This window comes from Dyella humicola, assembly GCF_026283945.1.
Lineage (GTDB): Bacteria > Pseudomonadota > Gammaproteobacteria > Xanthomonadales > Rhodanobacteraceae > Dyella > Dyella humicola.
Window position 1 is genome coordinate 226,992 of sequence record NZ_JAPDPC010000002.1, and the last position, 12,863, is coordinate 239,854.

The 12,863-nt window shown below is 62.3% G+C and carries 13 protein-coding genes; 9 read left to right on the forward strand and 4 right to left on the reverse strand.

Features of this window, described 5'->3' with window-relative positions:
* Nucleotides 1–33 precede the first annotated feature (33 nt).
* Nucleotides 34–1,128: a 4-hydroxyphenylpyruvate dioxygenase gene (hppD, locus tag OUZ30_RS15750; protein WP_266183380.1), complete on the forward strand. Its 1,095-nt coding sequence runs from the start codon at nt 34–36 to the stop codon at nt 1,126–1,128.
* A gap of 47 nt (nt 1,129–1,175) precedes the next feature.
* Here hppD and OUZ30_RS15755 read toward each other — a convergent pair whose 3' ends face one another.
* Nucleotides 1,176–1,571 carry a DUF5362 domain-containing protein gene (locus OUZ30_RS15755; RefSeq protein WP_266183381.1) on the reverse strand — a complete coding sequence of 132 codons (396 nt, stop codon included), beginning with the start codon at nt 1,569–1,571 and terminating at the stop codon, nt 1,176–1,178.
* Nucleotides 1,572–1,714: 143 nt separating this feature from the next.
* Between OUZ30_RS15755 and hmgA the strand changes: the two genes are divergently transcribed.
* The 5 genes from hmgA to OUZ30_RS15780 all read left to right on the forward strand — a co-directional run bounded on the left by hmgA (nt 1,715) and on the right by OUZ30_RS15780 (nt 7,465).
* A complete protein-coding gene (gene hmgA / locus OUZ30_RS15760) occupies nt 1,715–3,013 on the forward strand; it encodes a homogentisate 1,2-dioxygenase (protein ID WP_266183382.1) in 1,299 nt (432 codons plus the stop codon).
* A 90-nt stretch (nt 3,014–3,103) separates the two neighbouring features.
* Nucleotides 3,104–4,090 carry a fumarylacetoacetate hydrolase family protein gene (locus OUZ30_RS15765; RefSeq protein ID WP_266183383.1) on the forward strand — a complete coding sequence of 329 codons (987 nt, stop codon included), beginning with the start codon at nt 3,104–3,106 and terminating at the stop codon, nt 4,088–4,090.
* Between the two features lie 112 nt (nt 4,091–4,202).
* Entirely contained in the window at nt 4,203–5,603 is a 1,401-nt protein-coding gene (gene hemN, locus OUZ30_RS15770) for an oxygen-independent coproporphyrinogen III oxidase (protein ID WP_266183384.1), read from the forward strand.
* A 138-nt stretch (nt 5,604–5,741) separates the two neighbouring features.
* The gene (fabA, locus tag OUZ30_RS15775) at nt 5,742–6,257 is read left to right on the forward strand and encodes a 3-hydroxyacyl-[acyl-carrier-protein] dehydratase FabA (RefSeq protein WP_266183385.1); all 516 of its coding nucleotides are present in this window, start codon (nt 5,742–5,744) and stop codon (nt 6,255–6,257) included.
* A complete protein-coding gene (locus OUZ30_RS15780) occupies nt 6,257–7,465 on the forward strand; it encodes a beta-ketoacyl synthase N-terminal-like domain-containing protein (RefSeq protein ID WP_266183386.1) in 1,209 nt (402 codons plus the stop codon). The genes fabA and OUZ30_RS15780 overlap by 1 nt, the downstream gene beginning before the upstream one ends.
* 50 nt (nt 7,466–7,515) lie before the next feature.
* Here OUZ30_RS15780 and OUZ30_RS15785 read toward each other — a convergent pair whose 3' ends face one another.
* Entirely contained in the window at nt 7,516–8,286 is a 771-nt protein-coding gene (locus OUZ30_RS15785) for a prephenate dehydrogenase/arogenate dehydrogenase family protein (protein ID WP_266183387.1), read from the reverse strand.
* Nucleotides 8,287–8,453: 167 nt separating this feature from the next.
* Here OUZ30_RS15785 and tpx point away from each other — a divergent pair, with 167 nt between their 5' ends.
* On the forward strand, nt 8,454–8,954 hold the full coding sequence (gene tpx, locus OUZ30_RS15790) for a thiol peroxidase (RefSeq protein ID WP_266183388.1): 501 nt from the start codon (nt 8,454–8,456) through the stop codon (nt 8,952–8,954).
* Between the two features lie 141 nt (nt 8,955–9,095).
* On the opposite strand, the gene OUZ30_RS15795 is transcribed toward tpx, so the two are convergent.
* Complete coding sequence (locus tag OUZ30_RS15795; RefSeq protein WP_266183389.1) at nt 9,096–10,001, reverse strand: SEL1-like repeat protein; 906 nt, start codon at nt 9,999–10,001, stop codon at nt 9,096–9,098.
* 136 nt (nt 10,002–10,137) lie between these two features.
* The gene (gene gap / locus OUZ30_RS15800; protein WP_266183390.1) at nt 10,138–11,151 is read right to left on the reverse strand and encodes a type I glyceraldehyde-3-phosphate dehydrogenase; all 1,014 of its coding nucleotides are present in this window, start codon (nt 11,149–11,151) and stop codon (nt 10,138–10,140) included.
* A 167-nt stretch (nt 11,152–11,318) separates the two neighbouring features.
* On the opposite strand from gap, the gene OUZ30_RS15805 reads away from it, so the two are divergent.
* A complete protein-coding gene (locus OUZ30_RS15805; protein WP_266183391.1) occupies nt 11,319–11,789 on the forward strand; it encodes an OsmC family protein in 471 nt (156 codons plus the stop codon).
* 74 nt (nt 11,790–11,863) lie between these two features.
* Nucleotides 11,864–12,673 carry a S1/P1 nuclease gene (locus OUZ30_RS15810; protein ID WP_266183392.1) on the forward strand — a complete coding sequence of 270 codons (810 nt, stop codon included), beginning with the start codon at nt 11,864–11,866 and terminating at the stop codon, nt 12,671–12,673.
* The last annotated feature ends 190 nt before the right edge of the window (nt 12,674–12,863 follow it).

Here is a 12,863-nt window from a genome sequence, read left to right on the forward strand (position 1 = left end):
GGCCATTGAGCATTGATCTATCAGGAGATCCCCATGAGCGCGCAGCCCAATCTTGGCATGCAGGTCACCACCTTCGAAAACCCCATGGGCATCAACGGATTCGAGTTTGTCGAATTCGCCGCTCCGACGGGCCGCGCCCATGAACTGCATACGCTGTTCAAGAACATGGGTTTCACCGCCGTACTCAAGCACAAATCGCGTCCCATCACGGTCTATCGCCAGGGCGGCGTGAATGTCTTAGTCAACGAAGATCCCGATTCGTTCGCGGCTGATTTCGCCAAGGCGCATGGTCCGTGCGCGGCCGGCTTCGCCATCCGCTTCCAGAAGCCCGCGGCCGAGGTCCTGAGCACCGTGCTGGGCAACGGTGGCGAGGCGATCAGCGAGAAGGCCCAGACCAAGGCGGTGAATGCGCCGGTGGTGAAGGGCATTGGCGACTGCATGCTTTATCTGGTCGACCGCTACGGCGACAAGGGCAGCATCTACGACGGCGACTACGAGCCGATTCCCGGCGTTGATCAGCATCCGACCGGCTTTGGCCTCACCTTCATCGATCACCTGACGCACAACCTCTACTTCGGCAATATGCAGAAGTGGTCGGATTACTACGAGCGCCTGTTCAACTTCCGCGAGATCCGCTACTTCGACATCAAGGGTGCCAAGACCGGCCTGGTGTCCAAGGCGATGACCGCGCCGGACGGCATCGTGCGTATTCCGCTCAATGAATCGAGCGATCCGAAGTCGCAGATCAACGAGTACCTGGATGCGTATCACGGCGAAGGCATCCAGCACATCGCCTGCTTCACCGACAATATCTATGACACGGTGGAAGCGATGCGGGCGAAGGGCGTGACCTTCCTCGATACGCCGGATGCCTATTTCGAAGTGATCGACCTGCGCATTCCGAACCATGGCGAGGACGTGCCGCGCCTGGCGAAGAACAAGATCCTGATCGACGCCGACCCGGAGACCAAGCAGCGCAAGCTGCTGCAGATCTTCACGCAGAACAATATTGGCCCGATCTTCTTCGAGATCATCCAGCGCAAGGGCAACGAGGGCTTTGGCGAAGGCAACTTCCAGGCGCTGTTCGAATCGATTGAACGCGACCAGATGAAGCGCGGCGTGCTGTAAAACGCTGGCACGGTGGCCGCCATGGGCGGTCACCGTGCCGGCTACGATCAGTGCGTAAAACCGCCATTCCTGATCATGGTGGCGATCATCGCGCCAAAGAACATGAAGTAAACCGCCGAGATGACGATGCCGACGAGGATGAGCACGCCCAGGACCACGAAATAGGTGCGGAGCTTGGCGAGTGATTCCTTCAAGGCGTCGGCATCGCCGCTGAGCTGGGCGCGTTCGATGGCGCTGGCGGAGCGCATCAGCAGCAAACCCATCCAGATCGGCAGCCAGGCGATGACCAGGCCGATAATGGAGAGGGCGATAAGGGCCCCATGGATGATGGACACGATGCCGACGAACTTCATCCATCCCTTGCCCGAGGCAAGCGGCTGGCTGAGATCTTTGATCGAAGGGACGGCAGTGGCTTGGCCTAGCGACGAGAAAGAGTCGGACATGTGGTTTCCTTAGGTGTCATTGCAGTGAATGAACAACAGAGCCTCATCCATTGAACGAGGCGGGCCAGCAGTCGTAGGCAAGAGTAATAGGATCGTGCGGCGTCGTGCATGACACCGCCCATCGGACAGAGCGCGGAGATTCCATGTCAGCCAGCAAGCAGCAGTACCAGTCCGGTTTCGCCAATGAATTCGCCACCGAGGCGCTGCCTGGCGTACTGCCTGAAGGGCAGAACTCGCCGCAGCGGGTGGCCCACGGCCTCTATGCCGAGCAGCTCTCGGGCACGGCGTTTACCGCGCCACGGCATAGCAATCGCCGCAGCTGGCTGTATCGCATTCGCCCCGCGGCGATGCACCACCCGTTCGAGTCGATGCCCCAGGGGCGTTTTCATAACCGCTTTAGCGAAGCACCCGCCTCGCCCAACCAGTTGCGTTGGGACCCGTGGCCGCTGCCGAGCGAGCCGACCGATTTCATCGACGGTCTGGTCACCCTGGCCGGCAACGGCAGCGCGGCGGATCAGTTGGGCGTGGGCATCCACATTTACGCCGCCAATCGTTCGATGCAGGGCCGCTTCTTCTATGACGCCGACGGCGAGTTGCTGATCGTGCCGCAGCTAGGCCGCCTGCGTCTGGCCACCGAGCTGGGCATCATCGACATCGAGCCGCTGGAAATCGCGGTGATTCCGCGCGGTGTGCGCTTCCGCGTCGAGCTGTTGGACGATACGGCGCGTGGCTACGTATGCGAAAACTTCGGCGCGTTGTTGCGCCTGCCGGATCTCGGTCCTCTCGGCAGCAACGGCCTGGCCAATCCGCGCGACTTCCTCACGCCCGTCGCGGCTTACGAGGATGCAGAAGGCCAGTTCGAGCTGATTGCGAAATTCCAGGGCGAACTGTGGCGCGCCGCCATCGATCATTCGCCGCTCGACGTGGTCGGCTGGCACGGCAACTACGCGCCGTACAAGTACGATCTGCGTCGCTTCAACACCATCGGCTCGATCAGCTACGACCATCCGGACCCGAGCATCTTCCTGGTGCTGCATGCGCCCAGCGACACGCCAGGGGTCAGCAATATGGACTTCGTGATCTTCCCGCCGCGCTGGCTGGTGGCACAGAACACATTCCGCCCGCCGTGGTTCCATCGCAATATCGCCAGCGAGTTCATGGGCCTGATTACTGGTGCCTATGACGCGAAGGCCGAAGGTTTCGTGCCCGGCGGCGCCTCGCTGCATAATTGCATGAGCGGCCACGGGCCGGATGCAGCTACGTTCGAGAAAGCCTCGGCAGCGGACCTGTCCAAGCCCGACGTGATTACCAGCACCATGGCCTTCATGTTCGAGACGCGTCGGGTGATTCACCCGACCCAACAGGCATTGGAAGCGCCGCAGCTGCAGGGCAACTACTACGAATGCTGGCAGGGCATCCGCAAGCACTTCACTGGCGGCTAAGCCCTGGCAACAACAAACCCAGGATGGCTTGAGTCATCCGAATCAAAGACGTGAACGGCTGCAGTTGAGCGCAGCATACGGAGCGAAGGCATGAAACTCGGTTCTCTGAAGGAAGGCGGCCGCGACGGCACGCTGGTAGTCGTCAGCCGTGACTTGAAGCAGGCGGTCAAGGCGACTGGCATTGCAACCACGCTGCAGGCGGCGCTGGACGACTGGTCGAATGTCGCACCGCGGCTCAACGCCTTGTCGGAAGATCTCAACGCCGGCAACGCGGCAGGTGCGTTTACGCTCGATCCGTCTGCCTTGGCCTCGCCGCTGCCGCGCGCCTACGAGTTCGTGGACGGCAGTGCCTATCTGCCCCACGTCGAGCGTGTGCGTCGCGCCCGCGGCGCCGAAGTGCCCGAATCGTTTTACACCGACCCGTTGATGTACCAGGCCACCAGTGCCGGCTTTCTCGGCCCGCGCGACCCGGTGGTCGTACCCAGCGAAGACTACGGCATCGATCTGGAAGCTGAAGTGGTGGTGGTCACCGATGATGTGCCGATGGCACCGACGCCTGCGCAGGCCGCTGAACACATCCAGCTAATCGGCTTGATCAACGACGTATCGCTGCGTGGCCTGATTCCGGGCGAACTGGCCAAGGGCTTCGGCTTCCTGCAGTCCAAGCCGCGCTCCGCGCTGTCGCCCGTGCTGGTGACTCCGGACGAACTGGGTGACGCGTGGCTGGGCGAGAAGCTGCATCTGCCGATGCGCACCTGGCTCAACGGCAAGTGGTTCGGCGAGGCCGAGTGCGGAGTCGACATGCAATTCAGCTTCGCCGAGCTGGTAGCACATGCCGCCAAGACGCGGCCGCTGACCGCAGGCACTATCGTTGGCTCCGGCACGATTGCCAACGAAGACACCAGCAAGGGCGCCTCGTGCCTGGCCGAGCAGCGTACGGTGGAAACGCTTCGCGACGGCAAGCCGAGCACACCGTTCCTGAAGTTCGGCGATAGTTTGCGTATCGATGTCACGGACAAAACCGGCGCGTCGATCTTCGGTGCCATCGAACAGGTCGTCGCACCGCTCAAGGGCTAACAGCGCAAAGCCGCGATCACAATGATGTGGTCGCGGCTTTGCGGGTCAAATTGTCGCTATGAGTTGACCATCATCAGGCGTGTCATCCAGGGCGGTGGGGATAATTTCGCCCATGCGCGCCCACACCACCGCCCCTGAATTTGACCCGGAACTCATCGCCCGGCACGACGTCGCAGGTCCTCGATACACGAGTTACCCGACCGCGCCCCAGTTCCATGCGGGCTTCGATGAGACGGCGCTGCGCGCTGCGATTGAATCCTCGAACCATGCGGCCGTTCCGCGTCCTTTGTCGCTATACGTGCACGTGCCGTTCTGTTTCAGTCCGTGTTTCTACTGCGGTTGCACGCGAACGATCACGCGTGACCCTGCTCATGCAGATATCTATCTGCGGTACCTGCAGAAGGAACTGGCACTCACGGCACCAAAGTTCGATCGCGATCGGCCGTTGCGACAACTGCATATGGGGGGCGGTACACCTAACTTCCTCGATATGCCGAGGATGCGAGCCCTGTTCGGTTCGATCGCGCATCATTTCAACGTCAACCCGGATGCGTCCCGCGAATACGGCATCGAAATCGATCCGCGCTATGCCGATGGCGCGTACATACGCGAGCTGGGTGCATTGGGCTTCAATCGCGTCTCTGTCGGTATCCAGGACTTTGATCCTGTGGTGCAGGCGGCGGTCAATCGCATCCAGAGCGTCGAACAGACGCGCGAGCTACTGGAAGTGGCTCGAGACTCGGGCTTCGACTCGGTGAGCGTCGACCTGATTTATGGCCTGCCGCGCCAAACTCTGGATGGCTTCGACCACACCCTGGATGAAGTGATCGCGTTGTCACCTGACCGCGTGGCGGTCTACGGCTACGCGCACCTGCCAAGTCTTTTCAAGGCACAGCGGCAAATCGACGGTGGCGAGCTGCCTGACCCGTCCACCCGTCTCGCGCTATTTGGTCGAGCTCTGGAAAAGCTGTGCGGTGCCGGCTACGTCTATGTCGGCATGGATCATTTTGCGCGCGCCGATGACGAGTTGGTGCGCGCCCAGCGTGCGGGGACGCTCCAACGGAATTTCCAGGGCTATTCGACGCACGGCGACTGCGACATCATCGGCCTTGGGGTAAGCTCGATCGGTCGTATCGGCAATACGTATAGCCAGAACGCCCGTGACCTCCCTGGGTACTACGCCGCGTTGGATGCGGGGCGTATGCCGTTGGTGCGCGGAATATTGCTGAACGAAGATGACTTGATACGCCGCTCCCTGATCGGCGAATTGATGTGCCATGGCGAGCTGTGCATCCCCGCCTTCAGCGCACTTCATCAGTTGAACTTCAATGACTACTTCGCGGCAGAGATTGAACGCCTTCAAAGACTCGCTGCCGATGAACTGGTGACGCTGGACGAAGACACGATTCGCGTGACGGCCCGCGGCAGATTGCTTTTGCGCAACATCGCGATGTGCTTCGATGCGTATTTGTCGATACCGTCGGATACGCCGCGCTATTCACGAACCATTTGATCGAAACGGGCGTTTCGGCTGACGGAGTTTAACCTGAAGACCTGATCCACATCAGGGCCGATGAAGGATTGTGCACACAGACTCGCAGAACCATAACTGTGAGTTCTTTCATGTCCTATCCCTCCTGTGAGTGCCTTGATGTCCTACCCCTCCTCGTTTGACCGCGAACAATTGCTCGCTTGTGCGCGTGGCGAGCTGTTTGGCCCGGGCAATGCTCGTTTGCCATCGCCACCCATGTTGATGTTCGATCGCATTACGCATATCGATGACTACAGCGGCCAGTTCGGTAAAGGCTCGCTTCATGCCGAACTGGATATCAGTCCGGGGCTATGGTTCTTCGGCTGTCATTTCGATGGCGATCCGGTGATGCCGGGCTGTCTCGGCCTGGACGCATTGTGGCAGCTGAGTGGGTTCTTTCTGCCGTGGCTTGGCGTGCCGGGACGCGGCCGGGCGCTGGGGGTGGGGCAGGTAAAGTTCTCCGGACAGGTGCTGCCAAGTGCCAAGCTGGTGCGCTACGAGGTGGATATCCGACGCGTGATGCGCAGCAAGATGGCCCTGGTGGTGGCTGATGGCCGTATGTACGTTGACGAGCGGCAGATCTACGTAGCGACGGATATGCGTGTGGGACTGTTTGATTCGACGGAGGGCTTCTGATGCGGCGCGTGGTCGTGACTGGGCTCGGCATCGTGTCTTGCCTCGGCAACACGAGTGATGTCGTTACAGGCGCGTTGCGCGATCTGCGCAGCGGAATTCGAGCCGTACCCGAGTATGCGCTGCGCGGCTTGCGCAGCCAGGTGGCCGGCGTGCCACAGACTGATCTCGATGCGTCGATTGACCGCAAGCTGCGGCGCTTTATGGGCGATGCCGCGGCCTATGCCTATATCGCGATGCGCAATGCCATTGCGGACGCCGGATTGGCCATCGAGCAAATTCGACATCCCCGCTGTGGCGTTATCGCCGGCTCGGGCGGTGGCTCAGCGCGCTGGCAAATCGAGGCCGCCGATTTGCTGCAGGAGAAAGGTGTGCGCAAGATCGGACCCTGCATGGTGCCACGCACGATGTGCTCGACCGTATCCGCGTCGCTCGCTACCGCGTTCGGGATACTCGGGTTGAGCTATTCGATCGCCGCGGCATGCGCCACATCGGCCCATTGCATCGGTGCGGCAGCGGACCTGATTCGACACGGCGCGCAGGATGTGATGTTTGCTGGCGGCGGCGAGGAACTGCATTGGGGGATGACCGCGCAATTCGATGCGATGGGTGCGCTATCGACAGGCTATAACGACATCCCGGAATCAGCATCGCGTCCCTATGACGCCGGGCGCGACGGCTTTGTCATCGGCGGTGGTGGCGGCATGCTGGTGCTTGAGGCCTACGAGCACGCCAGGGCGCGTGGCGCGCAGATACATGCCGAACTGGTGGGTTATGGGGTCACCTCCGATGGCGCCGATATGGTCGCGCCAAGCGGCGAAGGCGCGGCGCGCTGCATGCGCATGGCGCTGTCCGGTTTAGATACTCCCGTCAGCTATCTCAATACGCACGGCACGGCCACGCCGCTGGGAGACATCGTCGAGCTGACGGCAGTGCGCGAGGTATTCGGCAGCAGCGTACCGCCGCTGTCATCGACCAAGGCACTCAGCGGCCATGCGCTGGGTGCGGCCAGCGTGCATGAGGCGATCTACAGCTTGCTCATGCTCAAGGGCGACTTCATGGCGGGGTCGGCGCATATCACCGAGTTGGACCCGCGCGCCGCGGGCTATCCGATTCTGCACGAGACGCGGGATGCGAAGCTCACGACGGTGATGTCGAATAGTTTTGGTTTCGGCGGCACCAATGCGAGTCTGCTATTCGCCAGGGTTTGACACACCGGGCCTTGGCGGGCCAATGCAATGGCGATCAGGCCACCCCTGGATCAGGGGTTCGTCAGATCGGGAATGGACATCGAGTTACGGTCGCCATCCGCTAACAGTCCTTGGTGGATGGCGTTCAAGGAATCCAACAAGCGTGCGCGCGCTTCGGGTGCATAAGGGTTTTCGCGTTGAATCGCCGAAAACAGGTGGCCCGCGTCGCCGCGCACGGCGGCCAGCATGTTGGCCAGGCCTAGAAAGGAAGGCGGCGCCATCGAGAGATCCTCGCCGATGCCCATGTCCACCAGCGCCTTGGCGATAAAGAACGTCAGTGCGTGCGTTTCGGCCATGGCGCGATCATGAGCGACCGGATCCTGGTCGATGACTTCACAGCCCAGTGACTTGAACAGTTGACGCGTGCGCCTGGCCGCGTCCGGGTGCTGGAGACTCCGACATAGCACGATGCGCAGCGGGCGCTCGTCGCGCGCCAGGCTCAGCGGGCCGAATAACGGATGGGTACCGGCATGCGGAATCTGCGCGCCGAGCACGTCACCAATCAAGGCGCACGGACGCAGTTTGACGCTGCCAACGTCGATGACCGTTTGCTTCGGATGAAGCAGGGGCCGCAGCTCCAGCAAAGCCTCATGCATGCTTGGTACGGGCATGGCCAGGACCACCCAGCTTGCATTGGCAACGGCGGCAGCGGTCGACGAGGCCGTAAGCGCCTCGGGTACGTTGGCCTGAGGGTCGTAGACGCGGACGCGATGCCCGGCCTGTTGCAGCAATGGGGCGAACGCCTGTCCAAAGCGGCCGTAGCCGAGCAGGGCGAAGTTCATGCGGACATCCTGGGGACATGGCTGGGACGTGGATCCTTGATGTCGTCGCGGTTAGCTGCCATGACGCAGGTCAAGCCCGTGGTACAGGGTGGTCCCGGCCGGGCCAGCTATCGTGCTTCGGGTCGGCGGCATGTTCTACTTGTAGGCCCCATCCAACGAGGTGTCCCATGTCCCAAGTTACTCTCAAGGGCCAGCCGGTCCAGGTCGACGGCCACTTTCTCGCCAAGGGCGATCATGCGCCCGCGTTCTCTCTGGTCGGCAAGGATCTGGCCGACGTCACGCTGGCCAAGTTCGCCGGCAAGCGCAAGGTGCTGAACATCTTCCCGAGCGTGGACACACCCACCTGCGCCACTTCGGTGCGCCGCTTCAACGAAAAGGCCAGCAAGCTCGATAACGCGGTGGTGCTGTGCATTTCTGCCGACCTGCCGTTTGCCCAGTCGCGCTTCTGCGGCGCGGAAGGCCTGGACAATGTAGTGACGCTGTCCACGCAGCGCGGTCATGAGTTCCTCAAGCACTACGGCGTGGCGATCGCGTCGGGTCCACTCGGCGGCTTGGCCGCGCGTGCGGTGGTGGTGCTCGATCAGCACGACAACGTGATCCACACCGAGCTGGTGGCTGAGATTGCGGACGAACCGAACTATGACGCCGCTCTGGCTGTTCTTGGTTGAGGGCATACGCGATGCGGCCGGCCCGTAAGTCGTGATTGCCTGATCCGCGCTTGATCGTGACTTGGTGCTCACGGTTCATGCCGGTCTCAGGCACGAAAAGGCCGGGCAGTGCCAGGCCTTTTCGTGTCGCCGAATGGCGGGTTATTGCCGGTAGTGAACGTAGTAACGGCCGTCGCCGAGAATGATGGGTACCCAGGCATAGCGCAGCGCGGCGCCATCGCTTGGCGAGACGGTCATCGACCTAGCGTGGGCGACCACGCTGTCGTCGGGCGTAGTCAACGGCACGGCGTCGAGCACCTGCACGCTCGCCGCGGTGCCATCGGCGCGGAAGGCGACGAGGACATCAGCCATGCCCGAATCGGGCCCACGTGTGCCTGGTGTCACATCGACGTGGTGCCGGTGCGTGGTGGGATGCAGGTCGTGGTGTGCGACGGCGCTGGTCATTCCAGCGCGGATGCTCGCGTCGTATGCCATCTCGAAGCTGCGCACGTCCTTGATGATCGCGTCCATCGCGGAACGCTCGACGTGGTCATCGATGCGCTTGATCAGTTCCGCGGCATAGCTTTCCCCAGCGGTGTCTCTTTCCGTCGACGCCAGGGCGTAGTGGGCATAGATCTGCGCCCAATTCATGGCTTCGTGATAGTCCTTCGCCGCCAGCTTGAGCTCGGCCATCTTGGCCATGGCCAGAACGCTGCCGCGAACGGCGGCATTGGCAAAGTACAAGCCGGCCTTCTCGGTATCCGCCTGCACGGGAGAGCCATGGGCGTGCTGGCCCATGTGGTAGAGCGAGCCGAGCATGTACAGGTCCTGCGGGTCTTCCAGTCTCGGCCGGTGCTCGAGGCTGGCCAGGGTGCGTTGCCGCTCGTCGAGGGGAATGTCTTGGTCGAACAAGGCGGCCCAAGCCTGATCGGACATGGGCGGTGACGTACTGGTGTCCATCGATGCCGGCGAGCCGGTGTCTTCCGTCGCTGCGGCAGGTCGGGCCGTTGCGCATGCGAGGCACACGCCCACGGCTGTCCATAGCGCTACCCCTTGTAGGCTTTTCATTGCGTTCCATCCCCCCATGGTGTCGGCCAAGTATCGCTTGCCTCGTGACTCTTCTGTAGTGGCTGTCGTGAGCGCCGCGCTCAAAGCAAAAGGCCGGGCATGTGCCCGGCCTTTTGAAGACGCTTGACGCTTTGGCTTACTTCGCCGCCATCAGCGCGATGGTCATGTCGAGCATGCGGTTGGAGAAGCCCCACTCGTTGTCGTACCAGCTCAGCACTTTCACCAGCGTGCCATCCATGACGCGAGTCTGGGTGGCGTCATAGGTGGAGGAGGCGGAGTTGTGGTTGAAGTCGATCGATACCAGCGGCTTGGTGTTCACCGCAAGGATGCCCTTCAGCGCGCCGTTGGCGGCTTCGTTGATGGCGGCATCGACTTCTTCCTTGGTGGTCGCGCGGGCGGCGTCGAAGGTCAGGTCGACCACCGACACGTTGATGGTCGGCACGCGCATGGCGAAGCCGTCCAGCTTGCCGTTGAGCTCCGGCAGCACCAGGCCCACCGCAGCGGCGGCGCCGGTCTTGGTCGGGATCTGGCTCATCGTTGCCGAACGGGCGCGACGCAGGTCGGAGTGGTACACATCCGTCAGCACCTGGTCATTGGTGTAGGCGTGGATGGTGGTCATCAGGCCGCGCACGATGCCGATCTTGGCATGCAGCACCTTGGCCAGCGGGGCCAGGCAGTTGGTGGTGCAGGAGGCGTTGGAGATCACTTCCAGCTTGGAGGTGAGCTTGTCGTCGTTGACGCCGAAGACGAAGGTCCCGTCCACGTCCTTGTCGCCCGGTGCCGAGATGATCACCTTCTTGGCGCCGGCGGCGAGGTGCGCGCTGGCCTTGGCCTTGGAAGTGAACAGGCCAGTGCACTCGAGCACCACGTCGACGCCCAGGGCGCCCCACGGCAGCTTGGACGGGTCACGCTCAGCGCACACCTTGATGCGGTCGCCGTTGACGATCAGGTCGCCGCCCTCCACCGACACGGTGCCCGGGAACTTGCCGTGGGCGGTGTCGTACTGGGTCAGGTGCGCGTTCGTCTCGGCATCGCCGAGGTCGTTGATCGCGACGATCTGGATCTCTTGGGTGCGACCGGCTTCGTACAGCGCGCGCAGAATGTTGCGGCCAATGCGACCGTAACCGTTGATGGCGACCTTAATTGCCATGGGACAGCGTCCTCCGGGGTGAGATGACGAAAGTGGCGGCTGGTAGCCGCCGTAAAACCGTCATTTTAGCCTGAACCGGGGGGCGGCCTCATCTGGGGCTGTTCAGGAGGGTCCCGAAGCGCTTGAATCGACGCTCTATGGTCAGCCGACCGGGAAGGAAAAGCGCCATGAGCGACACGCAGCAGATCATCGAGATTTCCCTGCAGCAGACCGCCGACTACGAGTTCCGGGTCCGTTTCGATGACACCTCGATCCCTGACCTGATCACCGATGAAAACGCTCCGTTGGGCCATGACGCTGGTCCCAATCCCTCGCGACTGCTGGCCGTTGCGGTAGCCAACTGCCTGACGGCGAGCCTGCTGTTCGCGTTGCGCAAGTACAAGAATGCGCCGGGAACCTTGGGCGCGCATGCCAAGGCGACGCTGACACGCAACGAGCACGGCCGCTGGCGCGTGACCCATATTGCCGTCGATCTGCAGCTGGCCGATGCGGCGGCGACGCTCGAGCATCTGGACCGCGTGCTCGCCCAGTTCGAGGACTTCTGCATCGTTACCGAGAGCGTGCGGCAAGGCATCGCGGTGGACGTCGCGGTACGCGATGGGGCAGGGCAGTTGCTGGCGAAGCCTGCCGCAGCCTGACCCGTTATCTTGCGGCAAGCTGTCATAGGGCTGTGGCACACTCCGCGGCCCGCTTACCCAAGGTCACCCGTGCCATGGCTTCTCTTCGTCGATCCGCCGCCGCCATACTGATTTGCCTAGCCTTGGCACCTGCCGCCCAGGCATGGGGTCCGTTGGGGCATAGCGTTGTAGCGGATCTGGCGCAGCGTCAGTTGAGCCCGGCGGCAGAGGCTGTGGTGGAGCGATTGTTGGCTCCCGAGCACACGCGCTCGCTGGCTGATATCGCCAGCTGGCCCGATGAGATTCGCAACGACCCCAAGCAGGCCGAGCTGTGGAACAAGACCCGTGGCCTGCATTATGTCGATTTCACCTCGGGCGACTGCGACTACCAACCACCGCGTGACTGTCGCGATGGCGTTTGCGTGGTCGCCGGCATTGACCATTACGTCAAGGTACTGGGCGACAAGGGTCAGCCCGATGCGGTGCGACTCGAAGCGTTGAAGTTCGTGGTGCATTTCATTGGCGACGAACATCAGCCACTGCACGGCGGCTCCCGTGACGACAAGGGCGGCAACGCTTACCAGGTGCAGTTCAACGGCAAGGGCACAAACCTGCACAGCGTGTGGGACTCCGGCTTGCTCAAGACGCGTGGCCTGGAATGGAAAGCCTACGCGGACGAGCTCGATGCCCGCGGCCCGGTCGATCTGCCGCCGCGAATGCCGCCGTTGGACAACGACTACGCGCAGTGGGCCGAGGAGTCCTGCGCCATCTCCCGCGACATTTACCCGGACGGCCACAAGATCGACCAGGCCTATGTCGACAAGGAGCTGCCGATCGCCGAGCTGCGCCTGCGTCAGGCCGGGCGTCGATTGGCCGACGTGCTCAACATCGCCTTGGCGCACTGAGTTTTCCAGGCGGGCCGCCAACCGGTGGTCCGCTTCCGTCAGCAGCACGCGCAACACCTGCTTTTGCGGGGTCGATGGAGGGTTGGAGCCTCACTGGCTTAAGTCGATCATCGTGTGCATGGATTCCCAGTGCCCCTGGTCCTGATGCGCGATTCCTGCAGGCCACCCCGAGGCTCTATTTTGCTGCGTC

Excerpts from the sequence above, each read along its gene's own strand:
- OUZ30_RS15765 (WP_266183383.1), top strand. The coding sequence starts at position 3,104 with ATGAAACTCGGTTCTCTGAAGGAAGGCGGCCGCGACGGCACGCTGGTA.
- OUZ30_RS15755 (WP_266183381.1), bottom strand. The coding sequence starts at position 1,571 with ATGTCCGACTCTTTCTCGTCGCTAGGCCAAGCCACTGCCGTCCCTTCG.
- fabA (WP_266183385.1), top strand. The coding sequence starts at position 5,742 with ATGTCCTACCCCTCCTCGTTTGACCGCGAACAATTGCTCGCTTGTGCG.
- hemN (WP_266183384.1), top strand. The coding sequence starts at position 4,203 with ATGCGCGCCCACACCACCGCCCCTGAATTTGACCCGGAACTCATCGCC.
- hmgA (WP_266183382.1), top strand. The coding sequence starts at position 1,715 with ATGTCAGCCAGCAAGCAGCAGTACCAGTCCGGTTTCGCCAATGAATTC.
- OUZ30_RS15785 (WP_266183387.1), bottom strand. The coding sequence starts at position 8,286 with ATGAACTTCGCCCTGCTCGGCTACGGCCGCTTTGGACAGGCGTTCGCC.
- tpx (WP_266183388.1), top strand. The coding sequence starts at position 8,454 with ATGTCCCAAGTTACTCTCAAGGGCCAGCCGGTCCAGGTCGACGGCCAC.
- OUZ30_RS15795 (WP_266183389.1), bottom strand. The coding sequence starts at position 10,001 with ATGAAAAGCCTACAAGGGGTAGCGCTATGGACAGCCGTGGGCGTGTGC.
- OUZ30_RS15780 (WP_266183386.1), top strand. The coding sequence starts at position 6,257 with ATGCGGCGCGTGGTCGTGACTGGGCTCGGCATCGTGTCTTGCCTCGGC.
- gap (WP_266183390.1), bottom strand. The coding sequence starts at position 11,151 with ATGGCAATTAAGGTCGCCATCAACGGTTACGGTCGCATTGGCCGCAAC.
- OUZ30_RS15810 (WP_266183392.1), top strand. The coding sequence starts at position 11,864 with ATGGCTTCTCTTCGTCGATCCGCCGCCGCCATACTGATTTGCCTAGCC.
- OUZ30_RS15805 (WP_266183391.1), top strand. The coding sequence starts at position 11,319 with ATGAGCGACACGCAGCAGATCATCGAGATTTCCCTGCAGCAGACCGCC.
- hppD (WP_266183380.1), top strand. The coding sequence starts at position 34 with ATGAGCGCGCAGCCCAATCTTGGCATGCAGGTCACCACCTTCGAAAAC.